Raw genomic sequence first — 26,631 nt, forward strand, 5'->3', positions numbered from 1 at the left:
CCGGTGGCGCGCCGCCGCCCCCGACTCGTGCAGGTCAGCGGTCGCCGGCGTCCCAGCGCGGCGGGCGGTCGTCCCAGCGCGACGCGTCCCAGGGGTCGGTCGGGGTGTCGTCGGTGCGGGTGGGCAGGGCCGGGGGCCAGTCGCCCACCGGCGCCGGCCGGGGCACCGACCAGCCGGAGCTGATCGTGCCGTCGCCCCGGGGGACCGGCTCCGGGTCCGCGCCCACCGTCCGGGGCCGCCCGTACGTCTCGACCAGCCGGGTGACCACCAGCCCGACGCCGAGGGCCACCCCGCCGACCGCCCACCGGCTCACGATCCAGCCCTCGGCGTCCAGCCAGGCCCGCAGGACCACGACGAGGCTGACGGCGAGCAGCGTGCCGAAGATCGCGCCCCGCCGGCCGTACGCGCTCGTGCCGCCGAGCAGCGCGATGCCGACGGCGAGCGTCGTCCAGCCCAGCCCTTCGGTGGGGACGACGGGCCCGTCGCCGTTGCTGGCGAACAGGATGCCGGCGAGCGCGGCGAACACCGTGGAGAGGACGAAGGCGAACACGACGATGGTGGCCGCCACCCCGCCCCGGCGGCGGGCCGGGTCGGCCACCGGGCGGAACCGGCCGACCAGGCGGCGCACCGGGCGGATGGCCCCGAACAGTCCGCCGAGGACGGCCACGGCGGCGAAGCCGGCGAAGAGGTAGAACGCGGTGTCCCGGGGGTCGTACCCGCCCTGCACCAGCACCGGCGCGGGGCGCTGCTGGATGTAGACCACCACGCCGGCCGCGCCGGCCAGGCTCGCCGCCCAGCCGGGCACGTGCAGCAGCACCACGGCGAGCCCCACGGCCAGCCCGCCGACGGCGGCCACCGCCACGGCGTGGCCCAGCGCGACCTCGACCCCGCGGTCGCCCTGCTCGGCGACGTGCAGGGCGGCGGCGACCGCCACCGGGCCGACCGCCAGGTTCACGGCCGAGGTCCGCAGGGTCAGCCCGGCCGCCAGCACGAGCAGCCCCAGCGCCACCACGTCGACCAGCAAGGACCGCAGCCCGTCGTCACGCAGCGCGGCCGGCTCCGCCTGCCACAGCAGCCAGGTCAGTACGGCGAGGGCGGCGGCCAGCAGCAGTTCCCAGACGACGTGCACGGCGACGCGGTCGCGGCCCGGCTCGCCGTGGGCCGGGTCGTCGAAGACGTTCTCCAGCACCGACGCGGGCACGCCCGACGAGGGCTCCACGGGGTGGTGCCGGCCCGGATCCTCGTGCCCCATGACGCGTGCCCTCCCCAGGTCACGGCCGCAGGGTCCGACCCGGGCGGACCGGGGCGGCCGTTGCTCTCCGGTCGCCAGGCACGGTACCTGCGCGCCGCTCCGGGCGTAACCCCCCGTGTTCAGCGCTGACCCGGGCCGCCCTCCCGCCGGTCGGCGTCACGCTCGTCCTCGGGCCGCTCCGGCACCCGGCAGGACCGCTCCAGCCACAGCGCGGCGGCCACCAGGGCGAGTGCCGCGAGCAGGCCGGCACCGGCGGCCGGGCGGTCCTCTGCGGCAGCCCGGGTGGGCTCGACGAAGAGCCACCCGGTCAGCCCGGCGCACCAACCGGCGAAGATCGCCCCGGCCAGGGCGGACGCCTTCGCCAGCACCACGAACCGGGCCACCAGCAGCGGATTGACCGGGTCGCGCCCCGGCCGGCGCTCGATCCGGCTGCGGGTGTTGACCGCCGCGTACGCCTCCAGCACCGCCAACGCGGCCAGCGTGACCACCGGCAGCCAGGGCAGCCGCGGGAAGCCGCCGTAGAGGGTGCTGATCAGCAGCCAGGCCACCGCCGCGGCGGCCAGGCCGGCGACGACCAGGGTGGAGATCCGGGTGGGGCCCATCCTGGAGCGGTCGGGATCCGACCCGCCCGGCGGTCGGGACTGCGCCTGGGTCATGCCGGCCGGCTCCACTGGCTCATGCCGACGACTCTAACGCCAGATCCGGTCGGGGGCTCAGTTCCAGGGCGTCGCCGGCCACCGGTTCGGCGTTGAGCAGGTCGGTCAGCCAGCCGTGCCCAGGCAGCCGCCCGTACGGCTGGATGTCGATCCACGGCCGGAGCACGAACGCCCGCAGGTGGGCCCGGGGGTGCGGGAGGGTCAGCTCCGGGTCGTCGCTGACCACCGGCTCGCCGGCGTCGTCCCAGACGGCGACGACGTCGACGTCGAGGGTGCGGGGGCCGAAGCGGCGCGCCGGGTCGCGCTCGCGGCCGGCGCGCCGCTCGGCGGCCCGGGCCCGCGCCAGCCAGTCCCGGGGGGCCGCCGCCGGGTCCTCGGCCAGCACCACCGCGTTGAGGTACGCGGGCTGGTCCGCGTCGCCCCACGGCGGGGTCTCGTAGACGCCCGAGACCAGCAGCACCGCCTCGCCGAGGGAGTCCACCGCCGAGCGCAGGTGGGCCGGCCGGTCGCCGAGGTTGCTGCCGAGGGAGAGCAGGGCGCGGGTCACGCGGCACCCCCGTCCGGTGCGGTCGCCGGGGGGTCGGTCCGCGTCCTGGACATGGTGACGGCGACGTCGGTGAAGGCGTGCGGCACGGGCGCCTCCGGCTTGTGCACGGTCACCGTCGCGCGCGTCACCCGGTCGTCGGCCAGGCAGATCGCGAGCAGCCGATCGGCGAGCGTCTCGATCAGGTTCACCGGCTCGCCGGTCAGCACCGCGACCAGTCGGTCGGCCAGCTCCCCGTAGTGCACCGTGTCGGTCACCTCGTCGGAACGGGCGGCGGGCGCGAGGTCGAGTTCGAGGACGGCGTCGACGACGAACTCCTGCCCCCGCTCCCGCTCGAAGTCGTAGACGCCGTGCCGGCCGTGTGCCCGCAGGCCCGTCAGCGTGATCCGGTCGGTCACCGTTCCCCCTCCGTCGGACTTCCGACTCCTGCCGTCGCCCGCTGGCCCCCACCGGCCGCCCGCCCACCCTCGCGGGCGGGCGCGAGGCGCGGACTGCCGCTGGCCCGCCAGACCGCCAGGGCGTCGACGGTGCCGAGCACGTCGTGCACGCGTACCCCCCAGGCCCCGGCCGCGACCGCGAGCAGGCTGGTCGCGGCGGTGGCGGTCTCCCGGCCGGCGGTCGGCCGGGGGGTGCCGTCGGCGGCGGCGAGCAGCCGGCCCAGGTACGACTTGCGGCTCGCCCCGAACAGCAGCGGGAGGCCGAGCTCCAGCAGCTCGGGCAGGCGGGCGGTGAGCTGCCAGTTGTGCTCGGCGGTCTTGGCGAAGCCGAGCCCGGGGTCGATGACGATGCGGTCGGCGGCCACCCCGGCGGCCAGGGCCGCGTCGACCCGCTCGGCCAGCTCGGCCCGCACGTCGGTCACCACGTCGGTGTAGTGGGCCAGCGCACTCATGCCGCGCGAGTGCCCGCGCCAGTGCATGAGCACCCAGGGGCAGCCGGCGTCGCGGACCACCCGGGCCATGTCCGGGTCGGCCAGGCCGCCGGACACGTCGTTGACCACCGCCGCCCCGGCCGCGAGGGCGGCCTCGGCCACCCGGGCCCGGCTGGTGTCGATGCTGACCGCGACGCCGGCGGCGGCCAGTTCCCGGACCACCGGCAGCACCCGGGCTGCCTCGGTGGCGGCGTCCACCCGGTCGGCCCCCGGACGGGTGGACTCGCCGCCGACGTCGACCAGGTGCGCGCCCTCCCCCTTCAGTCGCACCCCGTGTGCGACGGCGGCGTCGAGATCGGCGTATCGGCCGCCGTCGGAGAAGGAGTCGGGCGTGACGTTGAGGACGCCCATCACCACCGGGGTCCGCGTCCGTACCAGATCGGTCACGACTGCACGGTACCGGTCGTGGCGGCGGGCTCCGGCAGCCCGGTGCACCCCGCCCGCGACACCCCTGACATGCCAATTAGAACGAGTGTACGATCGGTCGTCCGGGTCGTACCGGGCCGACTCTTCGCGGCTTGTCGCAAAGGGGGGCGGCCCGTACCCTTTGGAATTGCCCAGCAGCGAGACGGCGAAGCCTGGAGGGAGGGCCGAAGCGGGAAAAATCCCCCCAAAGCTCACTACTCCGCGTGGTGGGTGACGAACGCAGGGTCGCCGACACTGCGCAGAGTGAGCACCATCCCGCCAAGCTCGCCTACCGCACCGCCGCGGCTTTGCCGGCCGCAACATGGGGAGGTTCCAGTGATCGCCATCGAGCTCATGGAGGCGACGTCGTCCGGCGTCACCCACGCGCTCCACACCCTGGCGTCGACTCCACTCGCCGAGCCGGCACCCAAGGGCATCGACACCAACGGCGTCGTCACGTTCTTCGCCAGCAAGATCGCGCCGATCCTGCTGGCCGTGCTCGGCGTCATCTTCATCGGCCGGGCCAGCCGCGGCGAGATCTCCAAGGTCCTGACCAGCTCCGCCATCGCGATCGTCGGGCTGGCCTTCATCGCCGGAGCGGCCACACTCTTCTTCGTCGGTGACTACCTGATCGAACTGATCTTCGAATAGGCGCGGGCAGATGCGGCTGCGCACCGACGACGACATCTACCGGGCTCGCCTGGTCTACCTCGGGCCGCCCGGCTACACCCTGCCCGTCCACCTGCCGTATGCCCAGTACGGCGTGTTCATGCTGCTCGTACCCCTCTACATGTTCATCCACTGGCTGTTCACGTTGCAGGTCGAGCTCTTTCCCGCCTGGGAGATCGCGCTCGCCATCGTGAGCACCTCGTTCATCTTCCGGTACGTCGACCCCGACCGGCCCGCGCGCATGGTGATCCGCACCGCGCTGACCGACTGGCGGCGCACCCGGGAGTCGGCCGCCGAGCAGCGCGACCCGCGCCTGGTGGCGAGCCGGATCAGGATCCGGGAGGAACTGGCATGACCGGGCGTACGCCGATCGGGCCGAAGCAGCACGCGGATGAGGCGGTGGCATGAGTCGCTCTTCCACGCCGGGTTCCCCGGCAGGACGTCACGCGGCCACGCACGGTAACCGTGCGCGCTCGTTCGACTACCCTCCGGACGAGGATCTGGACGAGGTCGCCCTCGACCCCGCCCTGGCCACCACCCCCGGCCACGGCCGCGTCGGCGTCTTCCAGGCACCCCGACCCACGCCCGGGCGTCCCGCGCCGGCCGGCCCCGAGCCGAGCCCGCCGATGGTCGCCGACAGTGCCGACATCGACTCGCCGTTCCTCGACCTCTTCGGCGGCGCCCACCCGGTGCCCCGGCCCGCGCTGCCCGCGCCGCCCCGACCCACGGCCCGCGAGCACCCCCCGATCCCGCACCAGCCGCCGGCCGTCGCGGCCCCGCCCGCGCGGGCCGAGATCCCGCCGGCCCCCGCCGAACGGCCCCCCGCCGCCCCCACGCCGCACGGCCGGCCCCGGGTCCCCCAGCAGCACGTCGAGCGGCTGCCAGCCGCACGACCGGCACCCGCGCCCGACCTGCCCCCACCCCCGGTCGCGGTCGCGCCGCCCACCGACCCCGACGACGAGACGTACGGCTGGCAGGACCCCGAGCCGCCAGTGCGCCGGGAGCCCGAGCGGTCCCCGCAGCGGGACGCCGAGGCGTCGGCACGGCGGGAGGCCGGGCACGCACCGCAGCGCGGCGCCACGCCGGCCCCGCAGCGCGGTTCGCTCTCGTCGCCCCAGCGCAACGCCGAGGCCCCGCCCCGGGGCCGGGAACCGGACCGACCGGCACGCCCGGCGGCGGAGCCGGCGCAGCCCCCGGCCGGCCGCGAGGTGACGGCACCCCGGCAGCGGACGGCCGAACGGCGGGAGCAGGCCGGCAAACCCGCCAAGCCGGCCAAGCCCGCGAAGCCCGCCCGCCCCGCGCGGCAGGTGAAGCCGCCGAAGATCAAGTTCGGGGACCGTGACCCGTCGGTCGAGCTGGCCATCACCGAGATCGCCGGCCACCTGACCTTCACCCCCAACACCGTCACGGCGTGGTATTGGCTGCCCGAGGTGCGCTGGGCGTTCCGGCCCGACGCCGAGCGGGAGGCCCTGCTCGCCGCGATCTCGGAGCAGTACGCCGGCCTCGCCGGCTTCCGGCTGCACCTGCGCCGCACCACCCGCCCGTTCCCGGCCGACGAGTGGGCCCGCACCATCGACGCGCACACCGCGTCCCCGCTGCCGGACGTGCCGGGCACCACCGGCTGGGGCGACCACCTGGTGGCTGCCCAGCGGCACCTGCTGTCCGTCAACCACGCCGAGGGGCAGACGTACCTCGGGGTGACCTTCGCCCGGCGCTCCCTCGGCGACTCCCTCACCGAACGGCTCCTGCGCACCTTCGGCCGCGGCGTCGCCGAGGGCGAACGCCGCAAGCTCGGCCGCACCGTCGAGCAGTTCGACGAGGTGCTGGGGGCGTTCGGCATGCGCGGCCGGCGGGTCACGGCCCAGGAGCTGGAGTGGCTGCTCTACCGCTCGGTGGCGCTCTGCATGGCCCCACCCGGCGCCCTCTCCCCCGTCGCCAACGGCCGGTGGGAACGCGGCGACCTGCTCGCCCTCACCGAGCAGGTGGAGCGGTACCGCACCCCGTACGGGTCGACGGTCAAGCTGGTCAACCGGATGACCGGCGAGGAGCGGCACGTGGCCGTGCTCGCCGTCGGCCGGATGGAGCCGCTGGAGATCCCCGAGCGGCACGAGCCCTGGCTGCACTTCCACGAGCGGCTGCCCTGGCCGATGGAAATCTCCACCCGGGTCGACATCCTCGGCTCCGGTGACTCCTTCCGCAACCTCGAACACCGGCTGCGGATGATCCGCTCCCAGCAGCTCGACTACGCCGAGCACGGCATCGACGCCCCGCCCGAGCTGGAGCGGCTGGCCAAGCGGGCGCTGGTCATCGGCGACGAGATGACCACCGGTCTGCCGGTCGACTCCGCCCGGGCCCACGGCTGGCACCGCATCGCCGTCGGCGGCCGCACCCGCGAGGAGTGCCTGGAGCGGGCCCGCCGGCTGATCCAGCTCTACTCCCGGGAACTGCGCGTGTCGTTGCAGCACCCGAAGAACCAGGACTGGCTGGCCCGCGAGTTCATCCCCGGCGAGCCGATCGCCAACACCGGCTACGTCCGGCGGATGCCGGTCAACCTGCTCGCCGCAGCGCTGCCGCAGGCCGCGTCCACCGTCGGCGACCGGCGGGGCGACCTGATCGGGCGTACCGCCGGCACCTGCCGCCGGCCGGTCTTCCTCGACCTGCACTTCCCGATGGAGGTGCGGGAACGCTCCGGGCTCGCGGTCTTCGTCGCCGAGCCCGGCGGCGGCAAGTCGACCCTGCTCGGCGCGCTGGGCTACCTCGCCGCCCGGCGCGGGGTGCAGGTGACCCTGCTCGACCCGTCCGGCCCGCTGGCCCGGCTGTGCAGCATGCCGGAGCTGCGGCCATACTCGCGGGTGCTCAACCTCACCGGGTCCGAGCAGGGGACGCTGGCGCCGTACGCGCTCATCCCGACGCCGCTGCGCAGCGAGTTCAGCGCCGGTGCGGCCGGCGACCGGGAGTTCGAGATCGCGGTCTCCAACGCCCGCGCCGAGCGGCGCATGCTGGTGCAGGACATCTGCATGATGCTGGTGCCGCCGCAGGTGGCCCGGGAGGCGTCCACCGCCACCCTGTTCCGGCACGCGGTCCGGCAGGTGCCGGCCGAGGAGACGTCCACGCTGGACGACGTGGTCGCCTGCCTCGGTCAACTCGACGACGACGCCGGCAAGGAACTGGCGAACCTGCTGCTCGACACCGCCGAGATGCCGCTGGCCATGCTCTTCTTCGGCCGCCCGCCGGAGGGGCTGCTCGGCGCCGACGCGGCACTGACCGTGATCACCATGGCCGGGCTGCGACTGCCCGACCTCAAGATCGAACGCGAGTACTGGTCGGCCGAGGAGGCGCTCGCGCTGCCCATGCTGCACACCGCCCACCGGCTCGCGGTGCGGCGCTGCTACGGCGGGTCGATGTCCTCCAGGAAGCTGGTCGGCCTGGACGAGGCGCACTTCATGGAGGGCTGGCGCTCCGGCCGGTCGTTCCTCGTGCGCCTCGCCCGCGACTCCCGCAAATGGAACCTCGCCGCGCTGGTGGCCTCGCAGAACCCGCGCGACATCCTCGGCCTCGACGTGCAGAACCTCGTCTCCACCGTGTTCGTCGGCCGCATCGCCGAGGACACCGAGATCGCCTCCGAGGCGCTGCGGCTGCTCCGCGTCCCCGTCAACGACGGGTACGAGGCGACACTGGCCTCGCTCTCCACAGCGGACGCCACCTCCGCCACCCGGCTCGGCTTCCGCGAGTTCGTCATGCGCGACGTCGACGGGCGGGTGCAGAAGGTCCGGGTGGACGTGTCGTACGTCGACGGGCTGCTGGACCACCTGGACACCACCCCCGCCGCGGTCGCCGCGGCAGCGGGCCAACTGCCGACCATCGCGGACCTGGAGGCGTGACATGGCGAGGGGCCGGGCCCGAATAGCGGCGTTCCTGCTCGCGCTCGGCGTACTCGCCGGCGCCACGGTCTCCTGGCCGGTCGTGGGCGGCGACGCCGCGTACGCCACCCTGCCGACCGCGCAGGCCAAGGCTGACCTGTGCAGCACCCAGGAATGGCAGGCGGACTTCCGCACCTGCGTCGGCAAGCTGGGCGCGGTCAGCAAGGACCAGGTGGAATGCCGCAACGCCCCGGTCCCCTCCGCACCCGACTCGGGCCTCGCCGGCTGGTTCGCCTCCCGCCCCGACTCCGCCAAGCTGCCCGGCCCCAAGGGTCTCTACAGCGACTACGGATACGCCGGATACAGCTTTCCGACCTACGACCTGCCCGGCGGTTGCGCCTCCGCGGTGATCCATCCGGACTACAAGTTCACCACCACGGTGGCGAACGGCGAGTTCATGATCGCCACCGCGATCATCGGCGGCTCGAACGCGCTGCGGGAGCGGGCCTGGGATCCCCGGTCGATGTGGGCCTGGGCCGACCCCCTGGTGGAGCAGGCCACCAAGGCCGTCTACCAGAAGGTGTTCAGCGTCTTCGGCATCATCACGCTCTGCGTGGTGGGGCTCTACCTGCTCTGGCGGTCCCGCCAGTCCGACATGAGCAACGCCATGACCACCGCCGGCTGGGCCCTGCTGGTGATGGTGGCGGTGACCGCCCTCGCCGCGTGGCCCGTGAAGTCCGCGAACATCGCCGACGGCACGCTCGTCACCACCCTCGGCGTGGTCCACGACGCCGTCGGGCCGGCGACCCGGGACACACCACCCGAACAGTGCGATGATCCCGATCCCGCCGCGTGTAAGGACAATCGCCCTCCTGCCGTGCGGGCCAGTGACACCGCGACCGAGTCCATGCTCTACCGCAACTGGCTGCGCGGGGTGCTCGGGTCGGCCGACAGCGAGACCGCCAAGAAGTACGGGCCGGCGCTCTACGACGCCAAGTCGCTGTCCTGGGAGGAGACGGAGAAGATCCGGGCCAATCCGGCGACCCGGGACACGACCATCTCCGCCAAGCAGCAGCAGTGGGCCCGGGTCGCGGAGCAGATCAAGAACGAGGACCGGGAGGCGTACGAATACCTCCAGGGCCTTCGGGACATGGACCGGGTCGGCTCGGGCTTCATCGCCGTGCTCGCCGCGCTGCTCTTCGCGATGTTCGACCTCACCGCGTCGCTGCTGGTGCTGCTGGGCTTCCTCATCTTCCGGTGGGCGGTGATCGCGGCGCCGATCCTCGGCACGATCGGGCTGATGCGCCCGGCGAGCGCCGGGCTGCGCCGGCTGGCCAACGCCGTCGTCGCCGCCGTGTTCAACATCGCCATCTTCGGCACCGGAGCCGCCATCTACCTCTTCGCCGTGGATCTGATCATGAGCACGGCGACCCTGGCGGGCTGGCTCCAGGTGGTGCTCGTCTGGCTCTGCGGGGTGGTCGGTTGGCTGCTGCTGCGGCCGTACCGGCGGATCACCCAACTCGGCGGCAAGGACAGCAGCGAGGCCGTCAGCTCGGCGGGATCGTGGCACCGACGATTCTTCCGGGACATGCGCACCGCTGCGAGGCTCGACGTGGCCGAGCCTGGTGGCACGAACGAGCCGGCCCTGGCCCGGAAGCGCGGCGCGACGGTCGAGCGGACGACTCTGCGGCCCGAGGCCCGGCACGAGGACCCGAGCCACGCCGCCGTCGGCAACGCGAACGCCGCGGAGCGGCAGCGGCCCGACGGACGCGAACGTCCCGACGAGGCCACCGTGCCGGAACAGCGCAGCCCCGCGCGGCCCGCCGCGCCCCGGCCACGACGCCGCCAGCCTTCGACCTGGACCGAGCCGGACGTTCCGGCGGAGAACCCGTCCTTCGTCATCTACCGGCCCGGCGGTGCCGAGCCGGCCACGCCCCGGCCTTCCGCACCGCGGATCCGCACCGAAGCGCGGTGAGGGCCATGCGACGAGCGGTGGAGTTTCTCTTCACTCGGGTGTTGCGGTCCCGCTTGGGCATCGCGCTGGCCATCGGGGTTCTGGTCTTCGGCGTGATCGGTGCCGCCCGGCTGGTGTCCGGTCCGGGGGACCCGGCGGCAGGGCTGAGCAATCGGCCCCGGCAGCCGATCACCACCGTCGACCCGACCTCAGGTGACGACGGCGTACTCGGCGGCACCGCGCCCCCGACGCCGGTGACCCGCCACGGCGCACCGACCCCCGAGCAGATCGCGGACCGGTTCGTCGCCGCATGGCTCGGTGGCCGCAGGAACAGCGCGGACGAGTGGCACGAGGCCCTGCGCCCGCTCTCCACCCCGGAGCTCACCGAGAAGCTCTCGGGCGCCGATCCGGCGGGTGTTCCGGCGGAACGAACGGCCGGCGAAGCGAGCCTCCGCCCGCGGACGGAACGCTTCGTCGAGGTGTTGGTTCCGCTCGACACCGGGCGGCTACGCCTGGAACTGGTGGCCCCCGAGGGGCAGTGGCTGGTCGACGCCGTGGACTGGGAGCGGACATGAACGAGCACATGGGAGACGGCAACAGCCCGCGGCGCAAGCTGCGGCTCGGCGCGCTGGCCGTAGCACTGACCGCCACGCTCGCGCTGCTCTGTTGCACCGGAGGGACCGCGGCCTTCTTCCTCACCGAGCTGAGCGGCGGCAGCGACGATCTCTCCCCAGAGGCCCAGTCCGCCTGCGGCTCGTCCCACCAGGTCAAGGTCTCCGGCAAGATGCCTCGCTTCGCGCAGTACGGGGAGAGCCAGATCCGCAACGCCGCGGTCATCATCAAGGTCGGGTCGGACATGAAGGTCCCGCCTCGCGGGTGGGTGATCGCCGTCGCGACCGCCATGCAGGAGTCCGGTCTACGTAACCTTCCCCACCTGGGCAGCCGCAACGACCACGACTCGGTGGGCCTGTTCCAGCAGCGTCCCAGCCAGGGCTGGGGGTCTCCCGAGCAGTTGCAGGATCCGTCCTACTCGTCACGCAAGTTCTACGAGAAGCTGGTGAAGGTCCCGGGATGGGAGCAGCTCTCGCTGACCCGTGCCGCGCAACGGGTGCAGGTGAGCGCGTTCCCCGACGCCTACGCGAAGCACGAGGAACTGGCCAGCAAGATCGTCGATGCGCTCGCCGGCGGGGCGGCCCGCACGGTGCAGGTGGCTCAGCGCAGCATCTGCAATGCCGCCTCCCGCGGCCAGATCGCCGCCTCGGGTTGGACGGCACCGATTCCGGGGGGCGTCGGCTCCGGATTCCGGACGGCCAGTCGCCCCCGACACAACGGGGTGGACATCGCTGCGCCGAAGCGCACCCTGATCCGCGTGGCGGCAACGGGCCGGGTGCTGGTCGCCCGCTGCGACCCTGCCAACAACGGCCAGCTGAGCTGCGATGTGGACGGCTATCCGGGCAAGGGTGGGTGTGGCTGGTTCGTCGACGTGCTGCACGCCGGCGGCTACGTGACCCGGTACTGCCACATGATCGTCAAGCCTCGGGTGGTCCCCGGCCAACTGGTCAAGGCCGGTGAGGTGATCGGTGAGGTCGGGAGCAGCGGAAACTCGTCCGGCCCGCACCTGCACTTCGAGGTGCACCTCGACGGGGACCGGTCCAGTCGTGGTGCCGTCAACCCAGTGCCCTTCATGCGGGACCGGGGCGCGCCGCTGAACGGCAAGGCGTAGGGCTCCGGTACGCATGACCGGGCCACTTCCCGACCCCTTCGCCGACCAGCCTGACTGGGCACCCCAGCCACCCAGGCCGGTCGAGATCGTGCCCGCGACCGGACGGGTCGAACTACGGGGAGGGCGGGTGCTGGTCGGGCTGCCTGGTCTCGGCTGGCGCGGCGACCTGCGCGCCGACGAACGCGTGGTGCAGAACAGCCGGACCTACGTGCCGGTCATTCCCGAGCAGGAGTGGTACCGCGCGGAGTCCGAGCAGATCGAAGTCTTTGCCCCGCTGGTGCCGGTCGAACGGGTGTGGGTGGAAACCCTGGGAAACCGGCCGAGCGTCCCGCCGGTCGGGGTCTCCAGCGTCAACCTGGTCTCCCTGGACGCGCCGACCCATCGGGCACCGACTCCCGTCTTCGAGGCCGGCGCCGTCACGGGACGCCGGGTCGTGCACGTAGCCGATTCCGGTGAGCAGCGGGACCTCCGCGCGGTGACCGAGACCTACTCGGGGGCCGAGGGGGACATCTGCGTTCGGGTCACGCCGGAACTGGAATGGTATCGCTGGGCCTGGCGAGGCCAGCCGCCCACCACCTTGGAGGTGCCGGTCCATCTCCTCTGGATCGAATGAGTCCTAACCGGCCTTGCGGGCATCACAAACCCGCCAGCCATCCGCTTCGTCGCTGACCTGAAAAGTCCAAGCTTCCCGACGGCTACTACGAGGTTGGCCGTTGGCTGAGCTTGAGATCGTCAGCGTCGTCTCGACCGATTCACCATCAGCCGTCCTCGTGCGGGTCAACGCTCCCCAACTAATCCGCACATCGACATCGAAGCGAGCTTCGCGTTGTTCGATCTCACTGCGGAGCCCTCTAACCATCTCGAGGGTGCTTTGCGAGCAGGTGAACTGGTCGGCCTTGATGTCGTTGCGGTCGACAAGGAACGCACGCAGATAGTTGTCGACCACCACGTCCGGGGCGCTGCGATCCGGTCTGGTCGCGCGGTCGTACAGCACGAAGGCGGTGATGCCGCCGCCGACGAGCAGCAACCCGAGCACCCCGGCCACCACCGTGATGATGGTCCGCACCCGCCCCGGCCGACGTGCCGGCGTCGGTGTCCCCGACGGGGGCACCAACTGCTCCGGCGGGGTCCGCTGCGCCGGTACGCGGGAGACCTGGGAACCGGCGGGGGGCTGCACTGATTCCACCCCTTGAGGCTATCGGCTGGACGCCTCGTACCCAATGCCCAGGATGCAGCGGATCGTGACAGGACGACCCCCAGCGGTGAGAATCCGACCGGTCACGGACATCTCCGGCGCACCCGCCGTGCCGCATCCCTGAGGACCGGCGGGACCTGGGATACCGTCACTGCTCGGGGAGGGGTTCCCAACCTCGGGACGAGGGGGTGGACGCGGTGTTCGGTCCGAGGACACGCACCAACCGCGCCGCTGCCCTGCACCGCAGGGCGGAGGCGACGGCCGCCGCGGCGGCCGCCATCCTCGACGAGATCCGGCCCGCGCCGGCCGACCAGCGCCGGCAGTACGAGTTGGCGGACCGGCTGCGGTCCACGGCGGCTCTGCTCGCACCGGGCTGGGCGGGGGCGTCACTGGAGACGCTCACCGTGGCGGCCCCTTCGGGCGAGGGTCCACCGCCGTTCGTCCGGGTGGGCATGGCGGCGCCGCTGGACGACGCACGCTTCCCCGCCCTCGTGCCGCTGCTCGGCACCGGCCATCTGACGATCGACAGCGACGCCCGGGATCCACGAGTGGCGGGGCTGCTCCGGGCCGTGCTGCTGCGCCTGCTGGCGGCGACGCCCGCCGGTTTCCTGCTGGTCCGCGTCGTCGACGGGACCGGCGCCGCAAGCATCAGCACCACTACCGTCGGCACCGCGACCGGCGCGCGAACGGACACTGTGCCCGGCGCAGGACCGAGCACCGCCACCGCCGCACGCATGGCCACGACCACGAACGCAGGCGCGAGCCCGGCCACGACCACCGACACCAGCTGCACCGGCACCGGACGGGCCGCACCACCGGATGGCACGTTCGCCCCGTTCGCCGGGCTCGCGGACGCCGGCCTGCTGCCCCCGCCGGCCACGGACGTCGCCGGGCTGCGGGCCGTACTCACCGAGGCGGAGCAGTGGGTGTCTCCGGGCAGTGGCCGGCCACGCCGGCACGACCGTACGCTGCTGCTGGTCGTGGCCGGGTGGCCGGAGGCGACGGATCCGGCCGATCTGGATCGGGTCGAGGCGCTGGCGGCGCGGGGTCGGGCTGCCGGCCTGCACCTGATCGTGGCCGGCTGGCCACCGGCCGGCCCGTACGCGACCCGGGCTCCCCTGTCGCAGGCCACCCCGCTGGCCATGCGCAACGCGTACGCGCTGCTGGGCGACCCGCCGGGTGGTTCCCTGGCGGGTCCGGGGGCGGAGCCACCCGGCGGGCTGAACTCCCCCGTCTTCGTCGACGACGATCCGCCGTCGGAGCTGGTCGACGCCGTGTGCCGACGGCTGGCCGCGGAGATCGAGGCCGGTTCCCGGCTCAGCCTGGCCGACCTGCTGCCCGACCCGACCGCGCCACTGTGGGCGGAGGGCTCCGCGGAGGGCGTCTCCACCACGGTCGGCGACGCGGGTGGCCGTCCGGTGACCGTGGGGTTCACCGAGCTGACCCCGCACTGGCTGGTCAGCGGGCGGTCCGGGGCGGATCGCGCCGCGTTCCTCAGCAACGTGCTGCTCGGCCTCTCCGCCCGGTACGGCCCGGACGAGTTGGTCCTGCACCTGGCCGACCTGGGTGACGGCGAGTCGTTCGCGGAGTTCCTGCAGACCGAGCGGGACCGGTCCTGGGTGCCGCAGGTGCGGTCGGCGGGGATGGCCGCCGACCGGGAGTACGTGCTGGACCTCCTCGACGAGCTGACGGCGGAGGCCCGTCGCCGGGAGGAGGCCGGCCAGCGCGCCGGTGGGCAGCGGTTCGCCGGCCTGCGTGAGCATCAGGCCCTGCCCCGGGTGGTCTGCGTGATCGACAATCTTCCGCTCCTGTTGGCCGAGCGGGACCGGCTGGCCACCGACGCGGTCGCCCGGCTGGACGCCCTGGCCCGCTCCGGTCGGGCGTACGGCGTGCACCTGGTCCTGGCCGGGGAGGGTGATCTCGGGATCGCCGGTGGGCGGACGACCCGCGACTCGATGCTCGGGCAGTTCCCGGTGCGGGTGGCGCTGGCCGGCGGCGGTCCAGTGTTGGAGCCGAGCAACGACGCCGCGGCCGGGCTGCCGGTGGGCAGTGCGGTGGTGAACACTGCGGGCGGCCTGGGTGGCCCCCGGGGTGCCACCCGGGGGCACGAGCGGATGGTCCGCTTCCCCGACCCGCACGAGGCTCCGGAGACGATCGGGGAGCTGCGGCGCAGGCTCTGGGCGGCCCGTCCGGAGCGGTCGGCTCCGCCGGTCGTCTTCGCCGGTTGGGCGCGCCCGTCGTTGCGTAACGATCCGCACTACCGGGCGGCCTTCGCGGGGCGGGCGCGTGGGCCTGTAGCCCTGCTGGGCCGGGCGGTGGATCTGTCCCGGTCGACGGTCATGGTGCCGCTGGGTTCGGGTGCCGGCCGCAATCTGGCCGTCCTCGGTCCGGGGGCGGCGGCGGTCGCCCTGTTGGCCACCGCGGCCCGTAGTGTCGCGGCGCACCACCCACCGGGCACGGGACGGTTCGTGGTGGCCGCACTCGCCGCCGAGGCGGCACCGGTGGCGGACGCCCTCGCGGCGGACCTCGCCGGCCAGCACCGGGTGGAGCGTGTCGACCTGCCGGGCCTGCTCGCCGCCGTCGCCGCCGAGGAACCCGGCTACCTGGTGGTCTTCGGGTTGGACAGGGTCGTCTCGCAGGAGCGACCGGCTGACGGGCCTGCCCCGCAGGGGCGGCCGACGGACCGGCGCGCCGCCAACGAGCGGCCGGCGAACGGGCCTGACCCGCGCGATCGGCCGGCCGACCCGGCCGCCGTTCACGAGATGCTGGCGGACCGGCTGCGGGTCCTGCTGCGGGACGGCCCGCCCGCCGGCCGGCATCTGCTCGGCTGGTGGCGCACGGTGCCGCCGTTCACGGCGGTGGCCCGGGCCGAGGACGATCTCGACAAGCTGGCCGCCGTGGTCGCGGTGGATGTGCCGGGAGCCCAGCTCGCGGCGCTGTTCGGGCATCCGGTGCAGTGGCGTCCCCGGCCGGGCCGGGCGATGCTCTGGGACGGCCCGGACGAGCGGGGCGTCCTGCTGGTGCCGTTCGCCGGTCCGGGCGGTGACGCTCCGGCGCCGACGGGCACCCCGACGGCAGCCGACACCACGCCGGGAGGCGGCATCGCGACGAGAACCGACACCGCGACGGGAGACGGCACCACGACGGAAGGCGGCATCGCGACGGGGGCCGCCGGTGCCACGGCAGGGACCGACGACGGGGAGGGCGAGTGAGCCGGGAGTCGATCAGCGTCATCGCCGCGCCGCCGGCTGCGGGGCCGGTCCGACAGCGGACCGGCGTCGACCCGGTGCCCGCCGTCGACGGCGCCGCGGCGTGGACGGAGTACGTCGCCGCCGCCCGCCAGCTCGACGGGGTACGCCGGGGCGCGGCGACCGCCGCGACAGAGCAGGCCCGGGCGGTTCAGGCCGCCCGCGAGGAGCTGACCGGGGTACGCGAGCGGCTGGCGCCGCAGCGGTCTCGGCTGCGCGAGTTGGGCGTACCCCCGATCGTGTTGGCGCCGTCGCCGCCGGAGTTGAGCGAGGCGGCCCGGGAGATGGTCGGCGGGCCGACGGCGGTGTCGACGGCCCTGCGCGCGGCGCGGGAGTGGGCGGACGGGGCGGACGGCCTGTTGGCCGGGCGCGGCCGGACCGGTGCGGGGACGTGGCCGCCACGGCTGCGCAACCTGCTGGTCTACGGGCCGCTCGCGCTGGTCGTTCCGCTGCTCCAGGTGCTGCTGTACGCGACGACGGGTCCCGGTCCGGCGAGCGTGGTGGCCCTGGTGTGCGGGCTCCCGATGCCTGCGGCCGCCTTCGTCGTGGGCTGGATCGGCGTGGGCCGCCTCTTCGGCGAGACCTCGGGGACGGCGGCGGCACACCACGCCGGGCGGAACGCCGGTGGGGCAGCGGCGCACGGTGCGGCCCCGGTGCGCCCGGCGGGCGGCCCGGTCGTGCCGGCCGGCGGTGGTGCCGTGCCCTCCGCGCCGGCCGGGCGGGCCGGTGCCCCGGCCGGCAGCCCGGTGGACCGGACGCCCCGGTGGGGGGTCCTGGTGTGTCTCGTCCCGGCTGTGCTGACCACCGCCGGGCTCGTGCTGGCGATGCTGGCCGGTTGATCAACAGGGCCGTGACCGGCCGCGCGGCCAGGGGCCGGGTACGACGACGCCGGGGCGACCGCGTGGTCGCCCCGGCGTCGGACTGCCCCGCGGTCAGCGGGGGATGATCAGGGCCATCGCCTCGGCGCGGGACTTGGCGTCGTGCTGGAGCACGCCGCGTACCGCGGAGGTGATGGTCTTCGCTCCGGACTTCTGGATGCCGCGCATGGCCATGCACATGTGCTCGCATTCGAGCACGACCACGACGCCGCGCGGGGCGAGGCTGCTCATCAGCAGGTCGGCGATCTGCGAGGTGAGCCGCTCCTGCACCTGGGGACGGCGGGCGAAGACCTCGACGAGCCGGGCGAGCTTGGACAGGCCGGTGATCCGGCCGTCCGGCCCGGGGATGTAGCCGATGTGCGCGCTGCCCCGGAACGGGAGCAGGTGGTGCTCGCAGAGGCTCATCACGTCGATGTCCCGGACGAGCACCAGCTCCTCGTGGTTGGCCTCGAAGGTGGTGCTGAGCACCTGCGCCGGGTCGACCCGCAGGCCGGCGAAGAGCTCGGCGTACGCGCGGGCGACCCGGGCCGGGGTCTTCACGAGACCGTCGCGGTCGGGATCCTCGCCGACGGCGATGAGGATCTCGCGTACGGCTTTCTCGATGCGGGCCAAGTCGACGGACTCCTCGACCGGGCGACCGGTCAACTTGCCGTTGACCAGCCGCGCGGCGAGGTAGTCCAGACCGTCGGTGTCGGGCTCGGTCGACGAGGCACTCGGGATCGGTGCCCCGTGACCGGGCGTCGGGTCGGTGCTCAGTGCGTACCGTCCGAGTTGTTGGAGCCCGGCAGGCCGCCGCCGACGGAGGCACCGTCGGCCTGGGCCTGCGCCTTGAGCGCCTCCTTCTCGGTCGGCGTGAGGACCGGGGGCTCGGTGGAGGGCTGACGCTTGCCGAAGCCGTTGTAGGGGGCCATCGGCGGACGCTTCACCACGCGGGAGCAGATCCGGGCCATGTCGGCGGTGGAGAGGGTCTCCTTCTCGATCAGCTCCAGGACGATGTTGTCCAGGACGTCCCGGTATTCCACCAGGATCTCCCATGCCTCGTCGTGGGCCAGCTCGATCAGCGCCCGCATCTCGTTGTCGATCTCGGCGGCCACCGCGTCGGAGTAGTCCCGCTCGTGGCCCATGTTGCGGCCGAGAAACGGCTCGTCACCGCTGGTGCCGTACTTGATCGCACCGAGCTTGGAGCTCATGCCGTACTGGGTGATCATCGCGCGGGCCAGCCCGGTGGCCTTCTCGATGTCGTTGCCGGCGCCGGTGGTCGGCTCGTGGAAGACCAGCTCCTCGGCGGCCCGGCCGCCCAGCGCGTACGCCAGGGTGTCGACCATCTCGGCGCGGGTCTGGGTGTACTTGTCTTCCGTCGGCAGGACCAGCGTGTGGCCCAGCGAGCGGCCGCGCGACAGGATCGTCACCTTGTGCACCGGTGCGGCGTGCGGCAGCGCCCAGGCGACCAGCGCGTGCCCACCCTCGTGGTACGCGGTGATCTTCTTCTCCTGGTCGCTCATCACCCGGGTGCGGCGCTGCGGGCCGGCGATGACCCGGTCGATCGACTCCTCAAGGGAGTCGTTGGTGATCGCCCGCTGGTCCTTGCGGGCGGTGAGCAGCGCGGCCTCGTTGATCACGTTGGCCAGGTCGGCGCCGCTGAAGCCCGGGGTGCGCCGGGCCACCGAGTCGAGGTCGACGTCGGGGGTGAACGGCTTGCCCTTGGCGTGCACCCGCAGGATGGCCTTGCGGCCCTCCATGTCGGGGGCGTCCACCGGGATCTGCCGGTCGAAGCGGCCGGGGCGCAGCAGCGCCGGGTCGAGGATGTCTGGCCGGTTGGTGGCGGCGATCAGGATGACCCCGCCCTTGGTGTCGAAGCCGTCCATCTCGACGAGGAGCTGGTTGAGGGTCTGCTCGCGTTCGTCGTGGCCGCCGCCCATGCCGGCGCCGCGGTGGCGGCCGACGGCGTCGATCTCGTCGACGAAGACGATCGCCGGGGCGTTGGACTTGGCCTGCTCGAACAGGTCGCGGACCCGGCTCGCGCCGACACCCACGAACATCTCGACGAAGTCGGAGCCGGAGATCGAGTAGAACGGCACCCCCGCCTCGCCGGCGACGGCGCGGGCGAGCAGCGTCTTACCGGTGCCGGGCGGGCCGAAGAGCAGCACGCCCTTCGGGATCTTGGCGCCCAGGGCCTGGTATTTCGCCGGGTTCTGCAGGAAGTCCTTGATCTCGTGCAGCTCCTCGACGGCCTCCTCGGCGCCCGCGACGTCCGCGAAGGTCGTCTTCGGGGTGTCCTTGGTGATCATCTTCGCCTTGGACTTGCCGAAGTTGAGCACCCGGGAGCCGCCGCCCTGCATCTGCGACATGAAGAACAGCAGCAGGAGCACGAGCAGCGCGATGGGGAGCAGGTTGACCAGCAGGCTCACCCAGACGCTGTCGGACGACACCTTGGTGTCGGCCGGGCCGGTGATCCGGTTCGCCGCCTTGGCCGCGAGGACCTCGTTCCAGACCTCGTCACCGACCTCGTACGGGAACTGGGCCTCGATCCGGTCGGTGGTGGTGTCACCGAACTTGGTCTTGCTCTCCAGGTCCAGCTGGAGCGTCTGCTCCTTGTCCTGGAAGACCGCCTTCTTGATCTTGGCGGTGTGCAGCTGGTCGAGCGCAACGGAAGTGTCCACGCGGTGGTAGCTGGGACCAGCGGTGAACAGCTGACTGAGCACAACGGCGCCGAGGATGACCAGGATGATCCAGACCACCGGTCGGCGGAAGAAACGCGTACGTTCCATGCTGTTGTCGAGCGCCGAGACGCCCGCATCCTCCTGATCGACGTCCTGACCGTCTGAATGGCTGTCGCCGCCGCGGCGGCGGCCGGAGCCGCCGTGCGGGCCGGCCTCGACCCCGGGACGCGTCACTGCCGCGTCACGGTCACTCGACGGTACACCGTGTGCGCGACATGTGGCCTTGCGAGGCCAGCAGTTACGCGTAAGGCGAACCGGGTTTCAGCCGGCGTGGCGTGGTTTCCCCGCCCGGCCACCCGACCGCCCGGTCACGCGGGTCGAGGGGTCGGACGTGGAGGGTGCGTCCACACCACCGGCCTCTACCGTAGTCCGATCAGCTGAGAGTGCGCTGAACGTCCGCTTGACGGGCACCGCGCCGCGCCCGCCGGTCAGGCGCGGGCGTAGACCTCGGGCTTGAGCACGCCCACGTAGGGCAGCTCGCGGTAGCGCTCGCCGAAGTCGAGGCCGTAGCCGACGACGAACTCGGTCGGGATGTCGAAACCGACGTACTTCACCGGCACCGGGACCTTGATCGCCTCCGGCTTGCGGAACAGGGCGACGACCTCGACGCTGGCCGCCGACCGCGACTCCAGGTAGCGCAGCAGCCAGGACAGGGTGAGGCCGGAGTCGACGATGTCCTCCACGACCACCACGTGCCGGCCGGCGATGTCCCGGTCCAGGTCCTTGAGGATGCGCACCACGCCGGAGGAGGTGGTGCCCTGGCCGTACGAGGAGATCGCCATGAAGTCCAGCTCGACCGGGGGGCCCTGCCGACCGAGCGCCCGCGCGAAGTCGGCCATGAACATGACCGCGCCCTTGAGCACGCAGACGAGCAGCAGCCCGTCGACGTCGGCGTGATCCGCCGACACCTGCTTGGCCAGCTCTGCGGTCTTCTCGCGGATCTGCGCCTCGGAAATGATCACGTGGTCGATGTCGGCGTCGTACCAGGAGCCGTCAGCCATGGCTCCTAGCCTGCCGTACGCCGGATGTCCGCCGTCGGCGGGGCCGCCTCTTTCGGGGCTGGCCCCGCCTGGCATTTCTCGCGCATACCGACAGCAATCAGGTCAGCAGGTGCGGGACCGCCACCGGCGGCCGCCGTCGGTGGGCTTCCAGTCCGCCGAGTCCCGGGTGTCGGCGGTGAGGCCGGCCGCCGAGGCGGCGGCCAGAAAGAGCAGGAAGAGCAGGAGCAACAGGGATTCCATGGCGGCGCTCGCTTTCGCAGGCTTTGGGATGCTTTCGCCGCCGGTGCGCACCGGACTTGACCCAAGTCTGCGCCCCCGCCGGGCGGCGGGACAGTGGCAGGAATGCCACTGCACCTCGATTTTCTGCCACCCGCGCGGTTACCCTCGTCACATGCTCCGTTCCGTCGCCGTCGTCATGATGGACCAGGTGGTCCCGTTCGAGCTGGGCGTGTTCGCCGAGGTGTTCGGCACCGACCGCACCGACGACGGCTTCCCCGGCTACCGGTTCGACGTCTGCGCCGCCGACGGCGCTCCGGTGCGTACCTCCTCCGGCTTTCTCGTCACCCCGAACGCGGACCTGACGCCGGTCGAGGACGCCGACCTCGTGGCGGTCCCCGGGCACGACGACACGGTCGCGCCGCCCGAGGTGCTGGCGGCGCTGCGCCGGGCGCAGGCGCGCGGCGCGTACGTGCTCAGCGTCTGTACCGGCGCGTTCGTGCTCGGCGCGGCGGGGCTGCTCGACGACCGGGAGTGCACCACGCACTGGCGGTACGTCGACGAACTGCAGCGCCGCCACCCCCGGGCCAGGGTCCGCTGCGACTCGCTCTACGTGGCCGACGGCCGCCTGCTCACCGGCGCCGGCACGGCCGCCGGCATCGACGCCTGCCTGCACCTGGTGCGCCACGAGCACGGCTCGGCCACAGCCACCCGGCTCGCCCGCCGGATGGTCGTCCCGCCGCACCGCGACGGCGGCCAGTCGCAGTACGTCGAGGCGCCCATCCCGAAGGCCCCCGAGGCGCCCACCCTGGAGCCGGTCCTGGCCTGGCTGGTGGGTCACCTCGACCGGCCGGTCACCGTCGACGAGCTCGCCGCCCGCGCCGGGATGACGCCGCGCACCTTCGCCCGCCGGTTCCGCGCCGAGACCGGCACCACCCCACACGACTGGCTGACCAACCAGCGGGTCCTGCTGGCCCGACGGCTGCTGGAGGAGACCCCGCTGAGCGTGGAGAGCGTGGCCGGCCGGTCCGGCTTCGGCGACGCCGCGGCGCTGCGGCACCACTTCGCCCGGCGGGTCGGCACCACCCCGCACGCCTACCGCACCACCTTCCGCGACCGCGTCGCCGCGTCCTGAGCCTGCAGCGTGCTCCGCTCCAGGCCGGCGACCTGGCGGGGTCACCGTGAGCCGGAAGCCCCCACGTCGCCGGCACGGAGTCGATCACCCGAGCCAGCCGGGGCGGCGGAGTGGGCGCAGCCGGCGCGACGTCGCGCCGGGCAGTGCACGAAGGTCAACCCGGCGGGTCAGCCGGCCGGGTCGGGCCCGGTCAACCGGCCCGCGCGGCGGGCCACCCGCAGGCCGCCGGGCAGATGGACCTCACCCTGGCCGTGCCAGGCGGTGACCAGGGCGTCGAGCGCCTCGACGTGCCGGTGCGACAACGCGGCCGGCGACGCGCCCAGCTCCCGGGCCCAGGCGTGCAGCACCCGGGTCCGCACGGCCGGGGCGAGCTCGGCCAGCGCCGCCACCACCAGCCCGCCGCAGGGGGCCCGCACGCCGGCCGGGCCGTCGGCGGCGGACGAGCTGCCGGCCGACGAGGTCACGGGCAGGGCGGCGGCGGCCAGCTCGTCGAGGGCCGCCGCGTCGGCGGCCGCCAGGCGGGCGGTCCGGGCGAGGTTGTCCACCACCCCGGGGCCGAGGGCGCGGACCAGCGCGGGCAGCGCGTCGGCCCGGACCCGGGCCCGGGCGTACGACGGGTCGGCGTTGTGCGGGTCCTCCCACGGGGTGAGGCCGAGCGCGGCGCACGCCTTGCGGGTCTGCTCGCGGCCCACGTCGAGCAGGGGCCGCAGCAGCGGCACCCCGGCCAGGTCCCGCCGGGGCGGCATCCCGGCGAGCCCGCGCGGGCCGGCGCCCCTTGCCAGCGCCAGCAGCACCGTCTCGGCCTGGTCGTCGCGGGTGTGCCCGGTGAGCAGGGCAGCGGCCCCGTGCCGCCGGGCCGCCTCGGCGAGCGCCTGGTAGCGCGCCTCGCGGGCCGCCGCCTCGGGGCCGCCGGGGCGGCCGGCGACGTCGACGCGTACCGCCTCGGCCGGCGCGAAGCCGGCCCCGGCGGCCCAGGCCGCGACGTCGCCGGCCCGCCGGTCGGACCCGGCCTGCAGCGCGTGGTCGACGGTGACGAGGCCGACCGGGCGGCCCAGCCGGGGAGCGACGAACGCGGCGGCGGCGGCCAGGGCCAGCGAGTCGGCCCCGCCCGAGCAGGCGACGAGCACCGGCCCGGCCCCGGGCAGCCCGGTCAGCGCGCGGCGGACCGCGAGCCGGACGGCGGCGACCGCCGGGGCGAGCGCGGGCATCGGCGTACGGTCAGCCGGCGGTCGGGGTGGCGGCCGGCCCGTGCACCCGGGCCACCCACGCGTCGGGGTCGCCCAGCTCGTCGAGCCGGGGCAGGGTCAGCGGGGAACCGAAGATCTTGTTGAAGCCGTCCATGCCGACGCGCTCGACGACGCCGTGGACGAACTTGCGGCCCTCGGCGTACTGGCGCATCTTGACCTCGACGCCGAGCAGCCGGCGGATCGCCTTCTCCAGCGGGTTGCCGGTCTCCCGACGCCGGTTGAACGCGGCCCGGATCGACTCGACGCTGGGGATGACCTGCGGGCCGACGCCGTCCATGACGAACTCGGCGTGCCCCTCCAGCAGGGTCATCAGGGCGGTGAGCCGGTCGAGCACGGCCCGCTGGGCGGGGGTCTGCACGATGTCCAGCACGCTGGCCCGGCTGTCCGGGTCCTTCACCGCGTCGGAGAGGGTGGCGACGCCCCGGCGCAGCCGCTCCAGCAGGTGCTCGCCGCCCTGCGAGGCGTCCACGAACGCCTGCACCTCGCCGAGGAAGTAGGCCCGCATCCAGGGCACGGCCGTGAACTGGGTGCGGTGGGTCACCTCGTGCAGGCAGACCCAGAGCCGGAAGTCGCGCGGGTCGGCCCCGAGCTTCCGCTCCACCTCGACGATGTTCGGCGCGACGAGCAGCAGCTGGCCGGGGTCGCCGGAGAAGACCTCGTACTGGCCGAGGACCCGGCCGGACAGGTACGCCAGCACGGTGCCGGCCTGCACGCCGGTGAGCCGGGAGCCGACCGCCTCGGTGAGCGGGCCCGGCCGCTTGTCGCCGGAGAGCCGGCTGACCAGTGGGGTGATCACCTCCCGCAGCCCGGCGATGTTGGTGGCCGCCCAGTCTCGGCGGTCCACCACCCGCACGGGCGGGTGGACCACCTGGGACCGCAGCCCCGTGTAGTCGGCCACGTGCCCGGCCGCCTCGTCGGTCAGCCGCCGCAGCTCGGAGACCACCTCGGTGGCCTCGGCGTACGACACCCGGGGCCCCGACTTGCCCAGGGCCCCCGCCGTCGCGGCGGCCAGATCCCAGTCCACGAACTGCGCCATGCACCCACCGTACCCGCGCCGGAACACCCCCACCTTTCGGTGATCGGAGGACATACCACCGCGGACCGGTCAGCGGCAGCCGCAGCGGGCCAGGGCGGACGTGACCCGGTCGAGGGCGCGGCGGGTGTCGTCGAGGCTGCCCGCCGGGGCCTTGTCGGCGAGCACGGCGAAGGTGAGCAGCCGCCCGTCGGCCGTGGTGACCAGCCCGGCGATGGCGTGTACCCCGGTCAGCGTGCCGGTCTTGGCGCGGACCACGCCGGCCCCGGCCGTCGTGCCGTCCGACCGGTACCGCCCGTCGAGGGTGCCCGACCAGCCGGCCACCGGCAGGCCGCCGAAGATGCTGCCCAGCTCCGGGTGGGAGCCGTCACCGGCGATGGCGATCAGGTCGGTCAGCAGGGAGGGGCTGATCCGGTCGCTGCGGGACAGCCCGCTGGCGTCGGAGAGGGTGATCTCGTCGGCGGGCAGGCCCAGCTCACCGAGGACGATGTCCATCGCCGCCGCGCCGCCGGCGAAGGACGCCGGCTGGTCCCGGGCCAGCGCCACCTGCCGGGCGAGCGCCTCGGCGATCACGTTGTCACTGTCGGTGATCATCATGTCGACCAGCCGGATCATCGGCGGGGACTCGACCTTGCCCAGCTCGGCGCCGGGGGCCGGGGCCGCACCGGTCGACTCGCCGCCGGAGGCCGGCGCGGTGCCCCGCTTGACCTCGGCGGCGGCGCCGGAGAGCCCCAGCAGCCGGGCGAAGGCGCGGCCGGCGGCGAGGTCCGGCTGAGGGCTGCGCTGCGCCCAGCCGTGACTCGCGTCGAAGTTCTTCTTCGCCGCCACCGGGTCCACCCGCGCGCCGTCGGTCATCAACGCGCTGATCGCCGCGCCGAACCCGCCGGTCGGGATGTCGGCGTCCCAGCCGGGCCCGTAGACCGGGCCGGGGAAGAGCGAGGAGTCGACGGTGACCCGGGTCGGCGCAGTGCCGCCGAGGGCATTCCTGACCTGCTCGGCCAGGTCGTCGAGGCGGGCCGCGCCGGGATAGAAGCCGTCGCCGTCGACCGCGAGGGTCGGGTCGCCGCCGCCGACGAGCACCACCTCGCCCGGTGCCGCGCCGGCCACCGCCCGGGTCGGCACGCGGTGGTCGGGGCCGCGGGCGGCCAGCACGGTCACCGCGGTCGCCAGCTTGGTCACCGAGGCGGGCACCGTGGCGTCGTCGCCGCCCCGCGAGTAGAGCGACCGGCCGGTCGTCACGTCGGACACGGAGACGTTCACCCGGTCGCCCAGCTCCGGGGCGGCCAGCAGCGGCTCGATCGCGGCCTTCACCCCGTCGGCGGTGGGCTCCGGGGCGTGCGCGTCCGGGCCGGCGAGGACCGGCGTCGGATCCGGCTCGACGACCTCGGCGTCGGCCCGGGAGATGTCCTTGCCGTCGCCGAGCCAGCCGGCGACCGGGCCGGGCCGGACCACCACCAGGCCGGCGCCGACCAGGGCGAACAGCAGCAGCACGGCGAGCACGGCCAGCGGGAGGCGGCGTCGGCGGGCGGGCGACGGGTCGTACCCCGGCGGGGGGCCGGCCGGCGGGTCACCGGGACCGCCGGGCGTGGGCGGGGCCGCCGCGGCGGCCGGCTCCGACCCGGCGGGGACGGCCGGCGCGGCGGCGGGGGTCGCGACGAGTTCCGGGGAGCGGTCGGCGTCCGGGGAGCGGTTGGTGTCCGGGGGCCGCCACACCGGCTCGCCGGACCCCACGATCGGGGCGGTGGCCTCCGGATCGAAGTCGTCCCCGGCCGGCTCCTGGGCGCGCGGGACGTGCGCCTCGGGCACCGGCACCCGGCCGGTCGCGCTCCCGGACCCCGGGCGCGGCTTCTTCCGCCCGTCAACCCCCTGCGGGCGGTAGTGTGAATCTTCCCTCCCCACGACCCCCTCCTCCCCGTGTGGAAAACAGCTTGGGTGACACTACTTCGGTCCGAACACTATGCGGCGGC

At 74.1% G+C, this 26,631-nt stretch carries 23 protein-coding genes; 10 read left to right on the top strand and 13 right to left on the bottom strand.

Features of this window, described 5'->3' with window-relative positions; all coding sequences use genetic code 11:
- Positions 1–34: 34 nt before the first annotated feature.
- The 5 genes from GA0070558_RS10410 to folP form a co-directional block, all read right to left on the bottom strand.
- Positions 35–1,252, bottom strand: a complete 1,218-nt coding sequence (locus tag GA0070558_RS10410) for an ABC transporter permease subunit (protein WP_077938027.1) — start codon at positions 1,250–1,252, stop codon at positions 35–37.
- Positions 1,253–1,371: 119 nt separating this feature from the next.
- Complete coding sequence (locus tag GA0070558_RS10415; protein WP_043966390.1) at positions 1,372–1,908, bottom strand: DUF3180 domain-containing protein; 537 nt, start codon at positions 1,906–1,908, stop codon at positions 1,372–1,374.
- Positions 1,909–1,927: 19 nt separating this feature from the next.
- Positions 1,928–2,455: a 2-amino-4-hydroxy-6-hydroxymethyldihydropteridine diphosphokinase gene (folK, locus tag GA0070558_RS10420; protein WP_091278034.1), complete on the bottom strand. Its 528-nt coding sequence runs from the start codon at positions 2,453–2,455 to the stop codon at positions 1,928–1,930.
- A complete protein-coding gene (folB, locus tag GA0070558_RS10425; protein WP_091278036.1) occupies positions 2,452–2,850 on the bottom strand; it encodes a dihydroneopterin aldolase in 399 nt (132 codons plus the stop codon). The genes folK and folB overlap by 4 nt, the downstream gene beginning before the upstream one ends.
- A complete protein-coding gene (folP, locus tag GA0070558_RS10430; RefSeq protein WP_091278038.1) occupies positions 2,847–3,767 on the bottom strand; it encodes a dihydropteroate synthase in 921 nt (306 codons plus the stop codon). The genes folB and folP overlap by 4 nt, the downstream gene beginning before the upstream one ends.
- A gap of 354 nt (positions 3,768–4,121) precedes the next feature.
- Here folP and GA0070558_RS10435 point away from each other — a divergent pair, with 354 nt between their 5' ends.
- Genes GA0070558_RS10435 through GA0070558_RS10465 form a run of 7 tightly spaced genes read left to right on the top strand, consistent with a single transcriptional unit; the run spans position 4,122 to position 12,604 of the window.
- Positions 4,122–4,436: a hypothetical protein gene (locus tag GA0070558_RS10435; protein WP_074472268.1), complete on the top strand. Its 315-nt coding sequence runs from the start codon at positions 4,122–4,124 to the stop codon at positions 4,434–4,436.
- Positions 4,437–4,446: 10 nt separating this feature from the next.
- Positions 4,447–4,809: a hypothetical protein gene (locus GA0070558_RS10440; RefSeq protein WP_043965000.1), complete on the top strand. Its 363-nt coding sequence runs from the start codon at positions 4,447–4,449 to the stop codon at positions 4,807–4,809.
- Between the two features lie 49 nt (positions 4,810–4,858).
- Entirely contained in the window at positions 4,859–8,335 is a 3,477-nt protein-coding gene (locus GA0070558_RS10445; RefSeq protein ID WP_091278040.1) for an ATP-binding protein, read from the top strand.
- A 1-nt stretch (position 8,336) separates the two neighbouring features.
- Complete coding sequence (locus tag GA0070558_RS10450; protein ID WP_091278043.1) at positions 8,337–10,289, top strand: DMT family transporter; 1,953 nt, start codon at positions 8,337–8,339, stop codon at positions 10,287–10,289.
- Complete coding sequence (locus GA0070558_RS10455; protein ID WP_091278045.1) at positions 10,286–10,843, top strand: hypothetical protein; 558 nt, start codon at positions 10,286–10,288, stop codon at positions 10,841–10,843. The genes GA0070558_RS10450 and GA0070558_RS10455 overlap by 4 nt, the downstream gene beginning before the upstream one ends.
- An 8-nt stretch (positions 10,844–10,851) precedes the next feature.
- Positions 10,852–11,991 carry a M23 family metallopeptidase gene (locus GA0070558_RS10460; protein WP_091278162.1) on the top strand — a complete coding sequence of 380 codons (1,140 nt, stop codon included), beginning with the start codon at positions 10,852–10,854 and terminating at the stop codon, positions 11,989–11,991.
- Positions 11,992–12,004: 13 nt separating this feature from the next.
- A complete protein-coding gene (locus tag GA0070558_RS10465; RefSeq protein ID WP_091278048.1) occupies positions 12,005–12,604 on the top strand; it encodes a hypothetical protein in 600 nt (199 codons plus the stop codon).
- A gap of 3 nt (positions 12,605–12,607) precedes the next feature.
- On the opposite strand, the gene GA0070558_RS10470 is transcribed toward GA0070558_RS10465, so the two are convergent.
- Positions 12,608–13,168 carry a hypothetical protein gene (locus GA0070558_RS10470; RefSeq protein ID WP_091278050.1) on the bottom strand — a complete coding sequence of 187 codons (561 nt, stop codon included), beginning with the start codon at positions 13,166–13,168 and terminating at the stop codon, positions 12,608–12,610.
- 206 nt (positions 13,169–13,374) lie between these two features.
- Here GA0070558_RS10470 and GA0070558_RS10475 point away from each other — a divergent pair, with 206 nt between their 5' ends.
- Both GA0070558_RS10475 and GA0070558_RS10480 read left to right on the top strand, forming a co-directional pair.
- Entirely contained in the window at positions 13,375–16,398 is a 3,024-nt protein-coding gene (locus GA0070558_RS10475; protein WP_256091859.1) for an FtsK/SpoIIIE domain-containing protein, read from the top strand.
- Complete coding sequence (locus tag GA0070558_RS10480; protein ID WP_091278052.1) at positions 16,395–17,273, top strand: hypothetical protein; 879 nt, start codon at positions 16,395–16,397, stop codon at positions 17,271–17,273. Before GA0070558_RS10475 ends, GA0070558_RS10480 begins: the two co-directional genes overlap by 4 nt.
- 93 nt (positions 17,274–17,366) lie before the next feature.
- On the opposite strand, the gene folE is transcribed toward GA0070558_RS10480, so the two are convergent.
- The 4 genes from folE to GA0070558_RS33335 form a co-directional block, all read right to left on the bottom strand.
- Complete coding sequence (gene folE / locus GA0070558_RS10485) at positions 17,367–18,032, bottom strand: GTP cyclohydrolase I FolE (protein WP_043964986.1); 666 nt, start codon at positions 18,030–18,032, stop codon at positions 17,367–17,369.
- Positions 18,033–18,064: 32 nt separating this feature from the next.
- Positions 18,065–20,080 carry an ATP-dependent zinc metalloprotease FtsH gene (gene ftsH, locus GA0070558_RS10490; protein WP_077938020.1) on the bottom strand — a complete coding sequence of 672 codons (2,016 nt, stop codon included), beginning with the start codon at positions 20,078–20,080 and terminating at the stop codon, positions 18,065–18,067.
- Positions 20,081–20,460: 380 nt separating this feature from the next.
- A complete protein-coding gene (gene hpt, locus GA0070558_RS10495) occupies positions 20,461–21,033 on the bottom strand; it encodes a hypoxanthine phosphoribosyltransferase (RefSeq protein WP_043964985.1) in 573 nt (190 codons plus the stop codon).
- A 102-nt stretch (positions 21,034–21,135) separates the two neighbouring features.
- Positions 21,136–21,273 carry a hypothetical protein gene (locus tag GA0070558_RS33335; protein WP_176734168.1) on the bottom strand — a complete coding sequence of 46 codons (138 nt, stop codon included), beginning with the start codon at positions 21,271–21,273 and terminating at the stop codon, positions 21,136–21,138.
- A gap of 151 nt (positions 21,274–21,424) precedes the next feature.
- On the opposite strand from GA0070558_RS33335, the gene GA0070558_RS10500 reads away from it, so the two are divergent.
- Positions 21,425–22,384, top strand: coding sequence for a GlxA family transcriptional regulator (locus GA0070558_RS10500; RefSeq protein ID WP_091278054.1), 960 nt, complete (start codon positions 21,425–21,427; stop codon positions 22,382–22,384).
- Between the two features lie 167 nt (positions 22,385–22,551).
- On the opposite strand, the gene tilS is transcribed toward GA0070558_RS10500, so the two are convergent.
- The 3 genes from tilS to dacB all read right to left on the bottom strand — a co-directional run bounded on the left by tilS (position 22,552) and on the right by dacB (position 26,164).
- A complete protein-coding gene (gene tilS / locus GA0070558_RS10505) occupies positions 22,552–23,592 on the bottom strand; it encodes a tRNA lysidine(34) synthetase TilS (RefSeq protein WP_091278056.1) in 1,041 nt (346 codons plus the stop codon).
- A gap of 10 nt (positions 23,593–23,602) precedes the next feature.
- Positions 23,603–24,667 carry a zinc-dependent metalloprotease gene (locus GA0070558_RS10510; RefSeq protein WP_077938010.1) on the bottom strand — a complete coding sequence of 355 codons (1,065 nt, stop codon included), beginning with the start codon at positions 24,665–24,667 and terminating at the stop codon, positions 23,603–23,605.
- Between the two features lie 69 nt (positions 24,668–24,736).
- A complete protein-coding gene (gene dacB, locus GA0070558_RS10515; protein WP_256091865.1) occupies positions 24,737–26,164 on the bottom strand; it encodes a D-alanyl-D-alanine carboxypeptidase/D-alanyl-D-alanine endopeptidase in 1,428 nt (475 codons plus the stop codon).
- Between the last annotated feature and the right edge of the window lie 467 nt (positions 26,165–26,631).

The organism is Micromonospora haikouensis (genome assembly GCF_900091595.1).
Taxonomy (GTDB): Bacteria; Actinomycetota; Actinomycetes; order Mycobacteriales; family Micromonosporaceae; genus Micromonospora; species Micromonospora haikouensis.